Genomic DNA, 13,389 nt, shown 5'->3' on the forward strand with positions numbered 1-13,389 from the left:
GGAGGATCCGCCGGGCCGTGCGCTGTCCCGTCCCTCCCCGGCATAGGCTGCCGGCATGATCTGCCGAGCCTGCCGGGAGCGGCGGCACGACGACTGTCCGGGCCGGAACTGGTGCGACTGCCAGCACCGCACCCCCGAGCCCACCCCTCCGGTCACCGGTCCGGCCGGCGAATGAGCGCCGGTAGCCCGATCTCCCGGCTGTGGCCGGCCCCGTCCCCGGCACCGCTGGACGACGCGGAGCTGACCGCCCTCTACGGCCGGGCCGCCGGTCCCCACCTGCGGGTGAACTTCGTGACCAGCGTCGACGGCGCGGTCGCCGTGGACGGCTACTCCGCCGGGCTCTCCGGCGAGCCGGACAAGCGGGTGTTCGGGCTGCTGCGGATGCTCTGCGACGGCCTGCTGGTGGCCGCCGGCACCCTGCGGCACGAGGGCTACGGCGCGGTACGGCTCAGCGGGCCGCGCCGGGCCTGGCGCCGCGCGCGGGGGCTGGCCGAGTACCCGACCCTGGTCGTGGTCTCCGGCTCGCTGGACCTGGACCCGGCGCAGGCTGCCTTCGCCGACGCGCCGGTGCGACCGGTCGTGCTCACCCATGCCGCCGCCGAGGCGCCCCCCGGCCTGGCCGAGGTGGCCGATCTGGTGCGCTGCGGGACCGACCGGGTGGACCTGGCCACCGGTCTCGCCGAGCTGCGCCGGCGGGGCCTCGGCCAACTGCTCTGCGAGGGCGGCCCGCACCTGTTCGGCGCGCTCACCGCCGCCGACCTGGTCGACGAGGTCTGCCTCACCGTCGCGCCGCTGCTCGCCGGCGCGGGCCCGGGGCGGATCACCGCCGGGGCCCCCAGCCCGCACCGGGAGCTGCCGCTGCGGCACGTGCTGGCCGCCGCGGACGGCGTGCTGATGCTCCGGTACGCCCGGGACGCGCCGGCCCCGGGAGCCGGGCCGGCCGGGTAGTCGCACGGCCGCACGCCCGGCCACCCGCTGGCCGGCGGCGCACCCCACCCGGACGCCACAGGCAGCGGCAATCCTTCCGGACGCCACGAACGGCGGCAACGCCAGCCGGACGGGGGCGGCCCGGGCCGCCCCCGTGGTGCGTCGTCGGCCAGTCGGTGGGTCAGTTGACGTTCACGGCCGACCAGGCGGCGGCGACCGTCTGGTACTCGGTGCTGCCGCTGCCGTACAGGTCGGCGGCAGCCGACAGGGTGGCGGTGCGGGCGCCCGCGTAGTTGGTCCGCGAGGTCATGTAGGTGGTCAGCGCGCGGTACCAGATCGCCCCGGCCTTGGCGTTGCCGATGCCGGTGATGGTGCTGCCGTTGCAGGTCGGACTGTTGCCGTACGCGGAGGCGCCGCTGCCGACAGCGAGCAGGTAGAAGAAGTGGTTCGCCACGCCGGAGGAGTAGTGCACGTCCAGGAAGCGGAGGGAACTGGACCAGCAGTCGGCCGACGAGCCGTCCCTGGAGGGCTTGTCCATGTAGCGCAACGGCGTGCTGCGCAGCTTCTCGCCGATCAGGTAGTCGCCCGGGTCGTTTCCGTTGGCCGCGGAGAACTCGACCAGGGTCCCGAAGATGTCGCTGGTGGCCTCGTTGAGGCCGCCGGGCTCACCGCGGTACACCAGCCCGGCGGTGTTGCTGGTGACGCCGTGGGTCATCTCGTGCCCGGCGACGTCCAGGGAGGTCAGCGGGTACCAGCCGGAGCCGCCGTCGCCGTAGGTCATGCAGAAACAGGAGTCGCTCCAGAACGCGTTGGCGTAGTTGGAGCTGTAGTGCACCCGGCTGTACGCGGCGACACCGTCGTTGCGGATGCCGTTGCGGCCGAAGGTGTTCTTGTAGAAGTCCCAGGTCACGGCCGCGCCGTAGTGGGCGTCGGCGGCGACCGTCTGCCGGTTGGCCAGCGTCCCGTCGCCGAAGACGTTCGTGGCGCTGCTGACCAGGGCGCCGGTGCCGGTGGTGCCGCCGTTCAGGTCGTACGTCTTGTGGCCGCCCCGGGCGCCGTCGTTGAGCTGGTACGTGCCACCGGCGGCGGTGGTGCCCAGCGGCACGGTGCCGGAGTGGAAGGTGTTGCCGGTGCCCTCGCGCTGCACGCCCTCCCAGGAGTCGCGGACCGCGCCGGTGCTCGCGTCGACGAGCACGTGCAGCTCGCTCGGGGTGCCGTCGGCGTACATGCCGCCGACCACCACCTCGTAGGCGAGGGCGGTGCCGGTGTCGCCGGCGTCGTACACCAGTTGGGTGCCGGCGACCCGGCGGGCGGTGGCGGTGGAGGCGGCGAGCGCGACCTGGCCGGCGGCGGCCCGGCCGACGGTCGCCTTCGCGCCCCGGCGCGGCGCGGCCGTCATGCTCTGGCTGGTGCCCCGCCAGGAGTTGCCGCTGCCGAGGTGGACCACCAGGTCGCCGCCGAGGACGGGCAGCCCGTCGGCGTAGCGGTGGAGCCGGACGTGCTGGGCGCCGTCCGCGTCGGTGACGACGTCGCGGAGCGTGAAACTCTGCCCGTCGTCGACCAGGGTGCTGCCGGAGTGTGCCTTGAGCTGGGCGACGGCGCGGGTGAACGCGTCGGCGGCGGGCGCGGCGGCGGCCACGCCCGGCAGGGCGGCGGCGGCCAGCAGCGCGGCCGTGGCCAGCCCGCCCAGGACGGTGGTACGACGCATGGGGTTCCTGCCTTCCCTCGGACGGCCGGTCGGGGGGTGCCGACCGGCGACGACCCGGCGGCGGTGGCCGGCGGGCCGACCGGCGGCGCACAGGTCACGAGCCGCCGGGACACCCGATCGCATCGATGGTTGGAAGATCGTCGATGGGTGTCGTGCCTATTCTCGCCCCGCCCCACCCCCACCTGTCACGCCCCCCGGCCAAGATTTTCGCAACCGGGCGTGTTTGGTCGGACGCGCTGCGCGACCGCGCTCCGGCCCGGCGGGTGGCGTCCGCCGCGTCGCGTGGCAACGTGTCACATCCCTCGGGCAGGATGCTCACGTGTGCCGTGACCGAGACCAGCTGACCGGAGCCCGTGGATGACCGACGACCAGTTCGACGGCCCCGGCGAGGGGGTCGGCCGGGTGCTCGGCACCGCCGACGCCACCCCGCTGACGTTCTGGACGGCCGTGGCCCCCGGCAGCTACCTTCAGCTCGACGACGTGGTGGTGACCCGCCGGGAGCTGCCCGACCGGGAGCCGGTGACCATCGCCGGGGTGGTGACCCAGGTACGGGCCCGGCACGAGGGCGCCCAGTTCGACTCGGACGTCTTCGCCATCGCCGACGGCACCCTGCCGGCGATGGTGCAGGAAGCGGCCGAGATCACCACCACCCGGGTCGACCCGGAGCTCTACGTCCCGCCGACCCCGGGCGCGGTGGTGCACCGGGCCGAGGGCGACGCCCGGGCCCGGGCGCTGCACTTCGACCGGATGGAGCGGCGGGTCCCGATGGGGATGGGCCGCGACGGGGTGCCGGTCTACCTCAACGCCGACTTCCTCGACGGCAGCCGGGGCGCGCACGTCTCCATCTCCGGCATCTCCGGGGTGGCCACCAAGACCAGCTTCGCCACCTTCCTGCTCTACTCGGTCTTCCGCTCCGGGGTGCTCGGTGGGGACGCGGTCAACGCCAAGGCGCTGATCTTCAACGTCAAGGGCGAGGACCTGCTGTTCCTCGACCACCCCAACACCCGCCTCGACGACGCCACCCGGGCCGGCTACGCGAAGCTCGGGCTGGACGCCGGCGCCTTCCCCGACGTGCGGGTGTACGCCCCGCCCCGGGTCGGCGACTCCTCCGGAACGCCGGACGTGAGCAGCCGACTGACCGGGGTGGACAGTTTCTACTGGACGCTGAGCGAGTTCTGCGCCGACCGCCTTTTGCCGTACGTCTTCGCCGACGCCGACGACGAACGCCAGCAGTACACGATGGTGGTCCACTCGGTCGCCGCCCACCTGGCCCGCTACGCCCAGCCCGCCGACGGCGGGGTGAGCGTCGACGGGGTCCGGCTCGGCTCGTACACGGATCTGGTCGACCACATCGTGGAGCAGCTCAACGACGACGAGACCCGGGGCGACTGGGCGGGCAGCGCGGTCGGCCTGGGCACGGTCAACGCGTTCGCCCGGCGGCTGATCGGCAGCAAGAAGGACCTGGGCCGGCTGATCCGGGGCGACCTGGCCACCCGCCGCCCGCACTCGATCAACACCGCCGAGAGCGCCCAGGTCACCGTCGTCGACCTGCACAACCTGCCCGACCGGGCGCAGCGTTTCGTGGTCGGCGTGACGCTCAAGAGCGAGTTCGAGCGCAAGGAGAAGGCCGGCACGGCCAAGCCGCTGCTCTTCGTCGTCCTCGACGAGCTGAACAAGTACGCCCCCCGGGAGGGCTCCTCCCCGATCAAGGAGGTGCTGCTCGACATCGCCGAGCGGGGCCGCTCGCTCGGGGTGATCCTGGTCGGCGCCCAGCAGACGGCGAGCGAGGTGGAGCGGCGGATCGTCACCAACTCGGCGATCCGGGTGGTCGGCCGGCTCGACCCGGCCGAGGCGTCCCGCCCGGAGTACGGTTTCCTCCCGCCCGCCCAGCGGCAGCGGGCGCTGCTGGCCAAGCCGGGCACCATGTTCGTCAACCAGCCCGACATCCCGGTGCCGCTCTGCCTGGAGTTCCCGTTCCCGGCCTGGGCCACCCGGGTCTCCGAGGCCGGCCGGGCGCCCTCGGAGACGCTACGGTCGATCACCGGGGCGGCCGACCCGTTCGTGGTGGTCGGCTCGGGCGGCGGCACGAGCGACGACGACATCCCGTTCTGAGGGGGCGAGAGACCCGTGAGCGCGAGGAACGCCCGAGCGAAGCGAGGAAGTCCCGCAGTCGCGAACGAAGGGCCCGCACGGTGAAGATCCTGCACACCTCGGACTGGCACGTCGGCAAGGTGCTCAAGGGGCAGTCCCGGGCCGAGGAGCACAAGCAGGTCCTCGCCGGGGTGATCGACGTCGCCCGGCAGGAGCAGCCGGACCTGGTCATCGTCGCGGGCGACCTCTACGACACGGCCGCGCCCACCCCGGAGGCGACCCGGCTGGTCACCCGGGCGCTGACCGCGCTGCGCCGCACCGGCGCGGACGTGCTGGCCATCGGCGGCAACCACGACAACGGCCAGGCCCTCGACGCGCTGCGGCCGTGGGCCGAGGCGGCCGGCATCACCCTGCGCGGCGGGGTCCGGGAGAACCCGGACGAGCACGTGATCGACGGGGTCACCGCCGGCGGGGAGCGGTGGCGGGTGGCCGCGCTGCCGTTCCTGTCCCAGCGGTACGCCGTCCGCGCCGTGGAGATGTACGAGCTGACCGCCGCCGAGGCCACCCAGACGTACGCCGACCACCTCGGCCGGGTGCTCGGCCGGCTGACCGAGGGCTTCACCGAGCCGGACCGGGTGCACCTGGTCACCGCCCACCTCACCGTGGTCGGGGCGGCCACCGGCGGCGGCGAGCGCGACGCGCACACCGTCCTCGGGTACGCCGTCCCGGCGACGGTGTTCCCGGGCACCGCGCACTACGTGGCGCTGGGCCACCTGCACCGCTCGCAGCAGGTGTCCGGCCCCTGCCCGATCCGGTACAGCGGCAGCCCACTCGCCGTGGACTTCGGCGAGCAGGAGAACGTTCCGTCGGTCACCATCGTCGAGGTGACGGCGACGAGCGCGGCGCGCATCCGGGAGGTGCCGGTCCCGGCGGCCGTGCCGCTGCGCACGGTGCGGGGCACCCTGGCCCAGCTCGCCGAGGTCACCCCGCCGGAGGGCTGGCTGCGGGTGTTCGTCCGGGAGCAGCCCCGGGCCGGGCTGCGCGAGGAGGTGCAGGAGCTGCTGCCCCGGGCCCTGGAGATCCGGATCGACCCGGAGCTGGTGCCGGTCCCCGGCAGCGGGACGCGCACCGCCCAGCGGGCCGGCCGGTCGCCCCGCGAGCTGTTCGCCGACTACCTGGACAGCCGGGGGCACGCCGACTCCGGCGTCCGGGAGCTGTTCGACGAGCTGTTCGAGGAGGTGGACCGCTGATGCGCCCGATGCGGCTGGACATGGCGGGCTTCACCGTCTTCCGCGACGAGACCACCGTGGACTTCACCGACGCCGACTTCTTCGCCCTGGTCGGGCCGACGGGCTCCGGCAAGTCGACGGTGCTGGACGCCATCTGCTTCGCCCTGTACGGCACGGTGCCCCGCTGGGGCGGGACGCGGGGGCTGGCGAACGCGCTCGCCCCGTCCGCCACCGAGGCCCGGGTCCGGCTGGTCTTCGAGTCGGCCGGGGACCGTTACGTGGCGACCCGGGTGGTCCGCCGGGACGGCCGGGGCAACGTCAAGACGGCCAACGCCGGGTTGCAGCTCATGCCGGCCGGGTTCGACGTGACCAAGCTGGACACCGGGCTCAGCCCGGAGGACCTCGGCGAGGTGGTGGCCGGCACCCCGGCCGAGATGGATCGGGCGGTGCTGGAGGCGGTCGGGCTGCCGTACGAGCAGTTCACGAGCTGCGTGGTGCTGCCGCAGGGGCAGTTCGCCGATTTCCTGCACGCCCGGCCGGCGACCCGGCAGCAGATCCTGGTCAACCTCCTCGGCCTCGGCGTCTACGAGGACGTGCAGAAGCGGGCCACCGAGCGGGCCGGTCAGGCCGAGGCGAGGCTGGAGGCGGTCGACCGGATGCTCGGCGGGCTCGCCGACGTCGACGACGCGGCGCTGGCCGACGCGCAGACCCAGGTCGGCCGGGCGCAGGAACTGGCCGGGGCGGTCGCGGCGGCCGTACCGGAACGGGAGCGGGCCCGGGCGGCGGCGCGGGACGCGCACGCAGCGCTGGCCGCCCTCGACGCCGAGCTGGCCGGGCTCGGCGCGGTGCGGGCACCCGACGGGGTGGCCGAGGTGGCCCGGGCGGTGTCCGCCGCGCGGGTTGGCGCCGACGAGGCGGCGGCCGGGGTGGCGCTGGCCGAGGAGCGCGAGGAGAAGCTGCGCGGGGAGCTGGCCGGCGCGGGCGACGAGAGCGCGCTGCGGCTGCTGCTCAGGGCGCACGCCGATCGGGACCGGCTGGCCGGCGAGGCCGGGTCGGTGGCCACGGCGGTGACCGCGGCGCAGGGCGAGCACGACACGGCGGTGGCCGCGCTGGCCGCGGCGCGGGCGGCGGTCGGGCGGGCCGAGGCCGACCTGGAGGCGGCGTTCCGGGCACACGAGGAGGCGAAGGCCACCGACCAGGCGGTGGCGCTGCGGGCGCACCTGGTCGACGGGGCGGCCTGCCCGGTCTGCGAGCAGGTGGTGCCCCGGGTGCCGGCGGTGCCGGCCGGCTCGGCGGTGGCCAGGGCCACCGCCGCCGGGAAGGCGGCCCGGGCGGCGACCCAGGAGGCGCAGCGGGCGGTGCAGGAGCGCGACGTGGCGGCCCGCGACCTGGAGCGGGTGCTGCTACGCGCCCGGGCGCAGCACGACCAGCTCCGGGGCCGGCTGGCGGAGCTGGACGACCAGCTCGCCGGTGCCGCCGCCCCCGAGGCGCTGCGGCACGCCCTGGCCGAGCACGCCCGGCTGCGCCGGGAGCTGGACGAGGCGGCGGGCGGGGTGCGGGCCGGCCGGGAGGCCGCCCGGCGGGCCCGGGCCGCGCTGGACGCCGCCGAGGAGCGGCTGCGCGCCGCGTGGCGGGAGTTCGACGCGACCCGGGACGGGTTGGCCCGGTTCGGCCCGCCGGCCGCCGACCGCGACGACGTTGCCACGGCCTGGGCGACGCTGACCGGGTGGGCCGACGCGGAGGCGCTCCGGCGGCGGACGGACCGGGTGGGGCTGGCCGAGGCGGTCGCCGCGGCGGAGGCCGCCGAGGCGGCCGTGGAGGAGCGGATCGGCGAGGTCTTCGCCGCCGCCGGGCTGGCCGCCGGGGACGACCCGGTGCGGGCGGCCACCGTCGCGGTGGAGCGCGCCGAGGCGGCCCACCGGCGGCTGGTGGAGCGCCGCGAGCAGGCCGCCGGGCTGCGCGAGCAGCGGGCCGGCCACGAGCAGCAGGCCCGGGTGGCCCGGGCCCTCGCGGGGCACCTGCGGGCCAACAACTTCGAGCGCTGGCTGCTGGCCGAGGCGCTCGACCTGCTGGTCGACGGCGCGTCGGGGATCCTGCGCGAGCTGTCCGGCGGCCAGTACGACCTGGTGCACGACAAGGGCGAGTTCTTCGTGGTCGACCACCACGACGCGGGGCTGCGGCGCGGGGTGCGCACCCTGTCCGGCGGGGAGACGTTCCAGGCGTCGCTGGCGTTGGCGCTGGCGCTGTCGGAGCAGCTCGCCGGGATGTCCACCACGGCGGCGAGCCTGGAGTCGATCGTCCTGGACGAGGGATTCGGCACCCTGGACGCGGCCACCCTGGACACGGTGGCGGCCACCCTGGAGAGCCTGGCCGCCCGGGGCGACCGGATGGTCGGGGTGGTCACCCACGTGCCGGCCCTCGCCGAGCGCATCCCGGTCCGGTACGAGGTCCGCAAGGACGCCCGCTCCGCCCGGGTGGAACGGACCGGCCTGTGACGGGGCCGACCGGGCCGGCCGGGCCGGCGCCGCAGGTCGCGGCCCCGGAGCTGTTCGTCGACGTCTGGGACCCGGGCTACGGGGCCTCCTTCGAGGCGGTCCCCGGCGGTCCGGCCACGCCGAGCAGGCAGCAGGTCGACGCCGAGGTGGAGCTGCCGGCGGTGGACTGGCGGGCGATCGACGTCCGGGCCGGGGTGCGGGCACCGGACGTGGTGCTGCTGGTCGACGGGGTGCGCCGGATCGACGCCAGCGTCTGGACGGCCGAGGCCGACGGGGCGTCGTTCCCCGGCGTGGCCGCCTCGTACGCGGCCGGGGTGGTCCGCTGCGACCTGGAGCGGGGCGCGGCCCGGCTCGCCGGGACGCAGGTACGGCGGGGGCTGTTCACGGCCAGCCCGTCGGCCCGGGAGGTGCGGGCCGGGACGGTGCGCTACCCGGTGCACCGGGTCGGCGGCACCGGCGAGCTGAACAAGCTCCAGGCGGCCGTGCAGGGGCCGCTGACCGCGCTGGAGGTGGAGGTCTCCGGGGCGGCCCGGGTCGACGGGGACCTGCTGGTGGTCGACGGCCCGCTGCGCAGCCGCCGGCAGTTGCCCCGGGCGCTCGGCTACGTCAAGACCCAGCACAGCCAGTACCTCGACGCCCGGCTGACGGCCGTGGTGACCGGGCTGCGGGCGGGCCAGCGGTCCCCGGTGTTCAAGCTCGGCACCGCCTGGGGCGGATACTCCTGGTACCTGCGACTGCCGGGGGCCGGCGGCGCGCCGTGGGCCGGCATCGTGCGGGTCGAGTGCTCGGCCGAGCTGGCCGAGTCCGAGGCGATCGGGCTGGCCGACCTGTCGCTGGTCACCCTCCCCCGGTTCGCGTCCACCCCGTACAAGGACCCACGGGCCCCGCAGAACCTGATCCCGATCGCCGGTTTGGAGCGTCGCCTGCGGGCGCTGCTCGGCGACGCCCGCCTGCTGCACCGGGCGCTGACCGCCGCGGCCCGGGGCCGCGGTCCCCGCCACTGATGGGCCGCCGCCGGGGTACGGACCGGATCGTGGCGCGGGTGGACACCGGCGAGGCCGCGCTGGTCCCGGACGCGGACCGGCCGCGCTCGTTCACCCTGCTGCTCGACGGCGCCCCGCAGTCGCACGTGGACCTCGCCGACCCCACCCACCTGGAGTTCGAGTACGTCCGGCGGCTGGCCGCCGCCCTCGACCTGGTCGCCCCGCCGGGCGCGCCGCTGCGGGTGCTGCACCTGGGCGGCGGCGCGCTGACCCTGCCCCGGTACACGCAGGCCACCCGGCCCGGCTCGACCCAGCGGGTGTCCGAGGTGGACGCCGCCCTGGTCGGCCTGGTCCGCCGGGAGCTGCCCTGGCCGGCGGACCCCCGGCTGAAGGTGCGGGTCGCCGACGCCCGGGCCACCCTGGAGTCCGCCCGGGACGGCAGCTACGACGTGGTGGTCGCGGACGTCTTCGCGGGCGCCCGCACCCCGGCGCACCTGACCAGCGTGGAGTACGCGGCCGAGGTGGCCCGGGTGCTCCACCCCGGCGGCTGGTACCTGGCCAACATCGCCGACGGCCCGCCGCTGCGGCACGCCCGCGCCCAGGTCGCCACGGTCCGCGCGGTGCTGCCCCGGGCCTGCCTGATCGGCGACGCGGCGGTGCTGCGCGGCCGGCGCTACGGCAACCTGGTGCTGGTCGCGGGCCGGGTCGAGCCGCCGGTGCCGGAGCTGACCCGCCGGGCGGCCGGGGACTGGTTCCCCGGCCGGGTGCTGGCCGGCGACGAACTTGACCGGTTCGCCGGCGGGGCCGCCGTGGTGCGCGACGCCGACGCCACCGACTCCACCCCGCCGCCGCCGGGGATCTTCTCCGTCCGCCGTTGATCCGTTGACGCGGTGGCTCCGTACCATCGGGCGGCCATGCCCGTGGGGCGGGCTGATGTCATCGGACACCCGGAGGCCGGAAGCCAGGACAGCTCGGACGCGGGCGGCCCCGGCTACTCGTACCGACCCCGAGGCCCGGTGGCCGGTCCCCGCCGGGGACGGTCGTGGCAGAGTGTCGGGGTGACCGAACCCGCCGCCCGCCGGACGCTGCGCCCACCGGCCGGCTACCGGCTGGCCGCCTCGGTCCGGTCGCTCACGTTCAGCACGTACGACCCGTGCGCCCGGATCGCCGCCGGCACGTTCTGGTGGGCCACCCGCACCCCCGCCGGCCCGGCCACCCTCGCGCTGCGCCCGGCCGGCGGCGGGGACCTGCTCGCCGAGGGGTACGGCCCCGGCGCCGACTGGGCGGTCCAGCGGGCCGAGGCGGTCGCCGGGCTGCGCGACGACCGCACCGGCTTCGCCGAGCTGGCCGGCGCGCACCCGCTGGTGGCCCGGCTGGCCGCGCGGCACGTCGGGCTGCGGATGCCGGCCACCAGCCAGCTCTTCCCGCGCGTGCTGCGGGCGATCCTGGAGCAGAAGGTCACCGGCACGGAGGCGTACCGGTCGTACGCGGCGACCGTGCGCCACTTCGGGGAGCCGGCGCCGGGGCCGTTGCAGCCGCTGCTGCTGCCGCCCGAGCCGGCGGCGGTGGCCGCCGCGCCGTACTGGGTCTTCCACCCGTTCGGGGTGGAGCAGAAGCGGGCCGACACGCTGCGCCGGGCCGCCGCCGAGGCTGACCGGCTGGAACGCTGCGCCGACTCCGCCGAGGCCACCCGCCGGCTCACCGCGATCCGGGGGATCGGCCCGTGGACCGCCGCCGAGGTGGTGCGGATCGCGTACGGGGACCCGGACGCGGTCAGTGTCGGCGACTACCACGTGCCGAACACGGTGGCCTGGGCCCTGGCCGGGGAGCCGCGCGGCGACGACGCCCGGATGCTGGCGCTGCTGGAGCCGTTCCGGGGCCACCGCGGCCGGGTCTGCCTGCTGCTCGCCGCCGAGGGCGTGCACGCCCCGCGATACGGGCCGAGGATGCCGATCCGCTCCTTCGCCCGGTACTGACGCCGGGCGCAGGGTCGGGCGGGTGGCGCGTCCGGGTCAGGGCCGGGCGCAGAGCCGGCGCAGGGTCCGGCCGAGCCACCAGGCGTACCCGCGCTGGAAGGCCCGGGCCGCCGGCCCGGCCGCGCGCATGAACCAGCGGTCCGGCCGGCTGAACGCGCGCACCTCGAACCAGACCGCGCCGGTGTCGTCCCGGCTCACCACGAACGCCTCCTCGCCCCGCGCGGGGTGGCCGGGCAGGGTGCCGTACCCGAAGCCGGCCCGGCGGGCGTCGTCGGCGGCCCAGACCACCGCGCACGGCGCGGCCAGCCGCAGCGGGCCGACGCCCAGCCGGGAGACGACGGTGACCCCGGGCGCGGCGCGGGGCGCGTCGGCGTCGATCCGGATCCCGGCGGTCCGGTGCAGCCGCCAGCCGAGCACCGCCGCGCCGGCCGTGGCGAAGCAGCCGTCCGGCAGCCGCACCCGGTGCCGGACGTGCCGCCAGCCCGCGGGCAGCTCGCCGGCGTCGGTGGCCCCGACGTGCGGGTAGGTCAGCTCGGGCACGATCGCCGCCTCTCCCCGGGTCTGCGACACCGCCAGGGTACGGCGCTGCGCGCCGGGCGCCGGCGGTGTGGTGGGCTGGGGTCGTGACCACGCCACCACTGATCACCCCGGCCACCCCCGCCGACGCCGGCGAGATCCTCACCGTGCAGCGGGCCGCCTACGTGACCGAGGCCCAGCACTACGCCGACCCGTTGCTGCCGCCGCTCACCGAGACGCTCGACGAGATCCTGGCCGCGCTGGCCGGCCCGGAGACGGTGCTGGTCGCCCGGGCCGGGCACCGGCTGGTCGGCTCGGTCCGGGCGCGGGTCGCCGACGACACCGCCCACGTCGGCCGGCTGGCCGTGGCCCCGGACCAGCAGGGCCGGGGGATCGGGGCCCGGCTGCTGCGCGCGGTGGAGGCGGCCTGCGCCGACCGGGTGTCCCGCTTCGCGCTGTTCACCGGGGCCGCCAGCGAACGGAGCCTGCGGCTGTACCGGCGGCACGGCTACGAGATCGTCGGCAACCGGCCGGACGCCAACGGCATCCCCCTCGCCGTGCTAGAGAAGCGGCTGGTCAATGCCGCTCGCAGCGGCGCCTGAGGCCGTCGGCCTCCAGCCGGAGGTACCGGCGGGTCAGCCCGCCGTAGAGCCAACCGACGGGTGCGGCGAGCGGGCCCGACTGCTCCAGCGTCAGCTCGACCCGGACCCGGCCGTCCGGCAGCGGGACGATCCGGTGGTCGCCCCGGCTGCGGACGCCCGGGGCGGTCGACACCCAGGCGAAGCGGTACGGTGCCTCGACCTCGACGACCCGCCACACGGCGGGAGGCAGCCGCGGCTGCTCCAGCCGCGCGGTCGAGCCGACCGTCAACGGCCCCGGTTCCAGCCGCCGGGCGCGGGACACCGAGGCGGTCCACTCCGACCACCGGTCGATGTCGGACTGCACCCGCCAGACCCGCTCGGCATCGGCGTCGATCTCGGTGACTGCTGCGAAGCGCACGGTCCCTCCCCTGTCGTCGAATCCTGTCGCTCGACGATCCCCGTCGGCGGCCTGCCCGGCGGCCCGGCGCGCCGACGACGCGCCGCGCGGCTTCCCCGGATCGGCGTGCTCCGGCGACGCGATACGCCGCCGTCACGGGGGCCGCCGCCACGATGACGAGCCGGCGCACGCAATCGTGACCGGACAGCACGGCCCGGCCGACGTCGAGACGGGACGGGGCGGGGCGGGTCAGGCCGGTTCGGTCTCGTGCAGGTCGGCGAGGGTGAGCGGGGTGCGGCGGCGCAGCAGGTCGTCCAGCTCGGCGACCGTGCCGACCTCGCCGAGCACGTCCTTGCCGCCGCCGAAGCGGGCCGGGTAGCGGCGCACCAGGCGGTAGCGGTACCGGCCGCGGATCAGCTCGACGCTGACCCGCCAGCGCCCGCAGCACCCGCAGACCCACTCCCGCATCCGGCGAAGTTAGCTCTG

Annotated in this window: 12 protein-coding genes; 8 read left to right on the forward strand and 4 right to left on the reverse strand. The window is 76.5% G+C overall.

The genetic code is table 11. The features are described from left to right. The first annotated feature begins 171 nt into the window (after positions 1-171). The gene (locus OOK41_RS25795) at positions 172-948 is read left to right on the forward strand and encodes a pyrimidine reductase family protein (protein WP_266267024.1); all 777 of its coding nucleotides are present in this window, start codon (positions 172-174) and stop codon (positions 946-948) included. Between the two features lie 160 nt (positions 949-1,108). Here the strand turns inward: OOK41_RS25795 and OOK41_RS25800 are convergent, their stop codons facing one another. Next, entirely contained in the window at positions 1,109-2,635 is a 1,527-nt protein-coding gene (locus OOK41_RS25800; protein WP_266267025.1) for a M4 family metallopeptidase, read from the reverse strand. A 357-nt stretch (positions 2,636-2,992) separates the two neighbouring features. Between OOK41_RS25800 and OOK41_RS25805 the strand changes: the two genes are divergently transcribed. The 6 genes from OOK41_RS25805 (at position 2,993) to OOK41_RS25830 (ending at position 11,409) form a co-directional block, all read left to right on the forward strand. After that, the gene (locus OOK41_RS25805) at positions 2,993-4,747 is read left to right on the forward strand and encodes an ATP-binding protein (protein ID WP_117666744.1); all 1,755 of its coding nucleotides are present in this window, start codon (positions 2,993-2,995) and stop codon (positions 4,745-4,747) included. An 80-nt stretch (positions 4,748-4,827) separates the two neighbouring features. Beyond that, positions 4,828-5,976 (forward strand): exonuclease SbcCD subunit D, encoded by a 1,149-nt coding sequence (locus OOK41_RS25810; RefSeq protein ID WP_266267026.1) that lies wholly within the window; start codon positions 4,828-4,830, stop codon positions 5,974-5,976. Beyond that, a complete protein-coding gene (locus OOK41_RS25815) occupies positions 5,976-8,450 on the forward strand; it encodes an SMC family ATPase (protein WP_266267027.1) in 2,475 nt (824 codons plus the stop codon). The genes OOK41_RS25810 and OOK41_RS25815 overlap by 1 nt, the downstream gene beginning before the upstream one ends. A 50-nt stretch (positions 8,451-8,500) precedes the next feature. Further along, the gene (locus tag OOK41_RS25820; protein ID WP_117666997.1) at positions 8,501-9,454 is read left to right on the forward strand and encodes a hypothetical protein; all 954 of its coding nucleotides are present in this window, start codon (positions 8,501-8,503) and stop codon (positions 9,452-9,454) included. Next, complete coding sequence (locus OOK41_RS25825) at positions 9,454-10,311, forward strand: spermidine synthase (RefSeq protein WP_266267028.1); 858 nt, start codon at positions 9,454-9,456, stop codon at positions 10,309-10,311. The genes OOK41_RS25820 and OOK41_RS25825 overlap by 1 nt, the downstream gene beginning before the upstream one ends. 180 nt (positions 10,312-10,491) lie before the next feature. Further along, positions 10,492-11,409, forward strand: coding sequence for a DNA-3-methyladenine glycosylase (locus tag OOK41_RS25830; protein ID WP_266267029.1), 918 nt, complete (start codon positions 10,492-10,494; stop codon positions 11,407-11,409). A 36-nt stretch (positions 11,410-11,445) separates the two neighbouring features. On the opposite strand, the gene OOK41_RS25835 is transcribed toward OOK41_RS25830, so the two are convergent. Continuing rightward, positions 11,446-12,045: a DUF1990 domain-containing protein gene (locus OOK41_RS25835; RefSeq protein WP_323136238.1), complete on the reverse strand. Its 600-nt coding sequence runs from the start codon at positions 12,043-12,045 to the stop codon at positions 11,446-11,448. On the opposite strand from OOK41_RS25835, the gene OOK41_RS25840 reads away from it, so the two are divergent. Then, positions 12,033-12,527 (forward strand): GNAT family N-acetyltransferase, encoded by a 495-nt coding sequence (locus tag OOK41_RS25840; RefSeq protein WP_266267030.1) that lies wholly within the window; start codon positions 12,033-12,035, stop codon positions 12,525-12,527. The two genes, OOK41_RS25835 and OOK41_RS25840, sit on opposite strands and share 13 nt — an antisense overlap. Here the strand turns inward: OOK41_RS25840 and OOK41_RS25845 are convergent. Then, positions 12,502-12,924 (reverse strand): SRPBCC family protein, encoded by a 423-nt coding sequence (locus OOK41_RS25845; RefSeq protein ID WP_117666733.1) that lies wholly within the window; start codon positions 12,922-12,924, stop codon positions 12,502-12,504. The two genes, OOK41_RS25840 and OOK41_RS25845, sit on opposite strands and share 26 nt — an antisense overlap. 228 nt (positions 12,925-13,152) lie before the next feature. Next, positions 13,153-13,371 carry a hypothetical protein gene (locus OOK41_RS25850; RefSeq protein WP_266267031.1) on the reverse strand — a complete coding sequence of 73 codons (219 nt, stop codon included), beginning with the start codon at positions 13,369-13,371 and terminating at the stop codon, positions 13,153-13,155. Positions 13,372-13,389: the final 18 nt, after the last annotated feature.

The sequence above is a fragment of the Micromonospora sp. NBC_01655 genome, from assembly GCF_026339755.1.
GTDB lineage: Bacteria > Actinomycetota > Actinomycetes > Mycobacteriales > Micromonosporaceae > Micromonospora.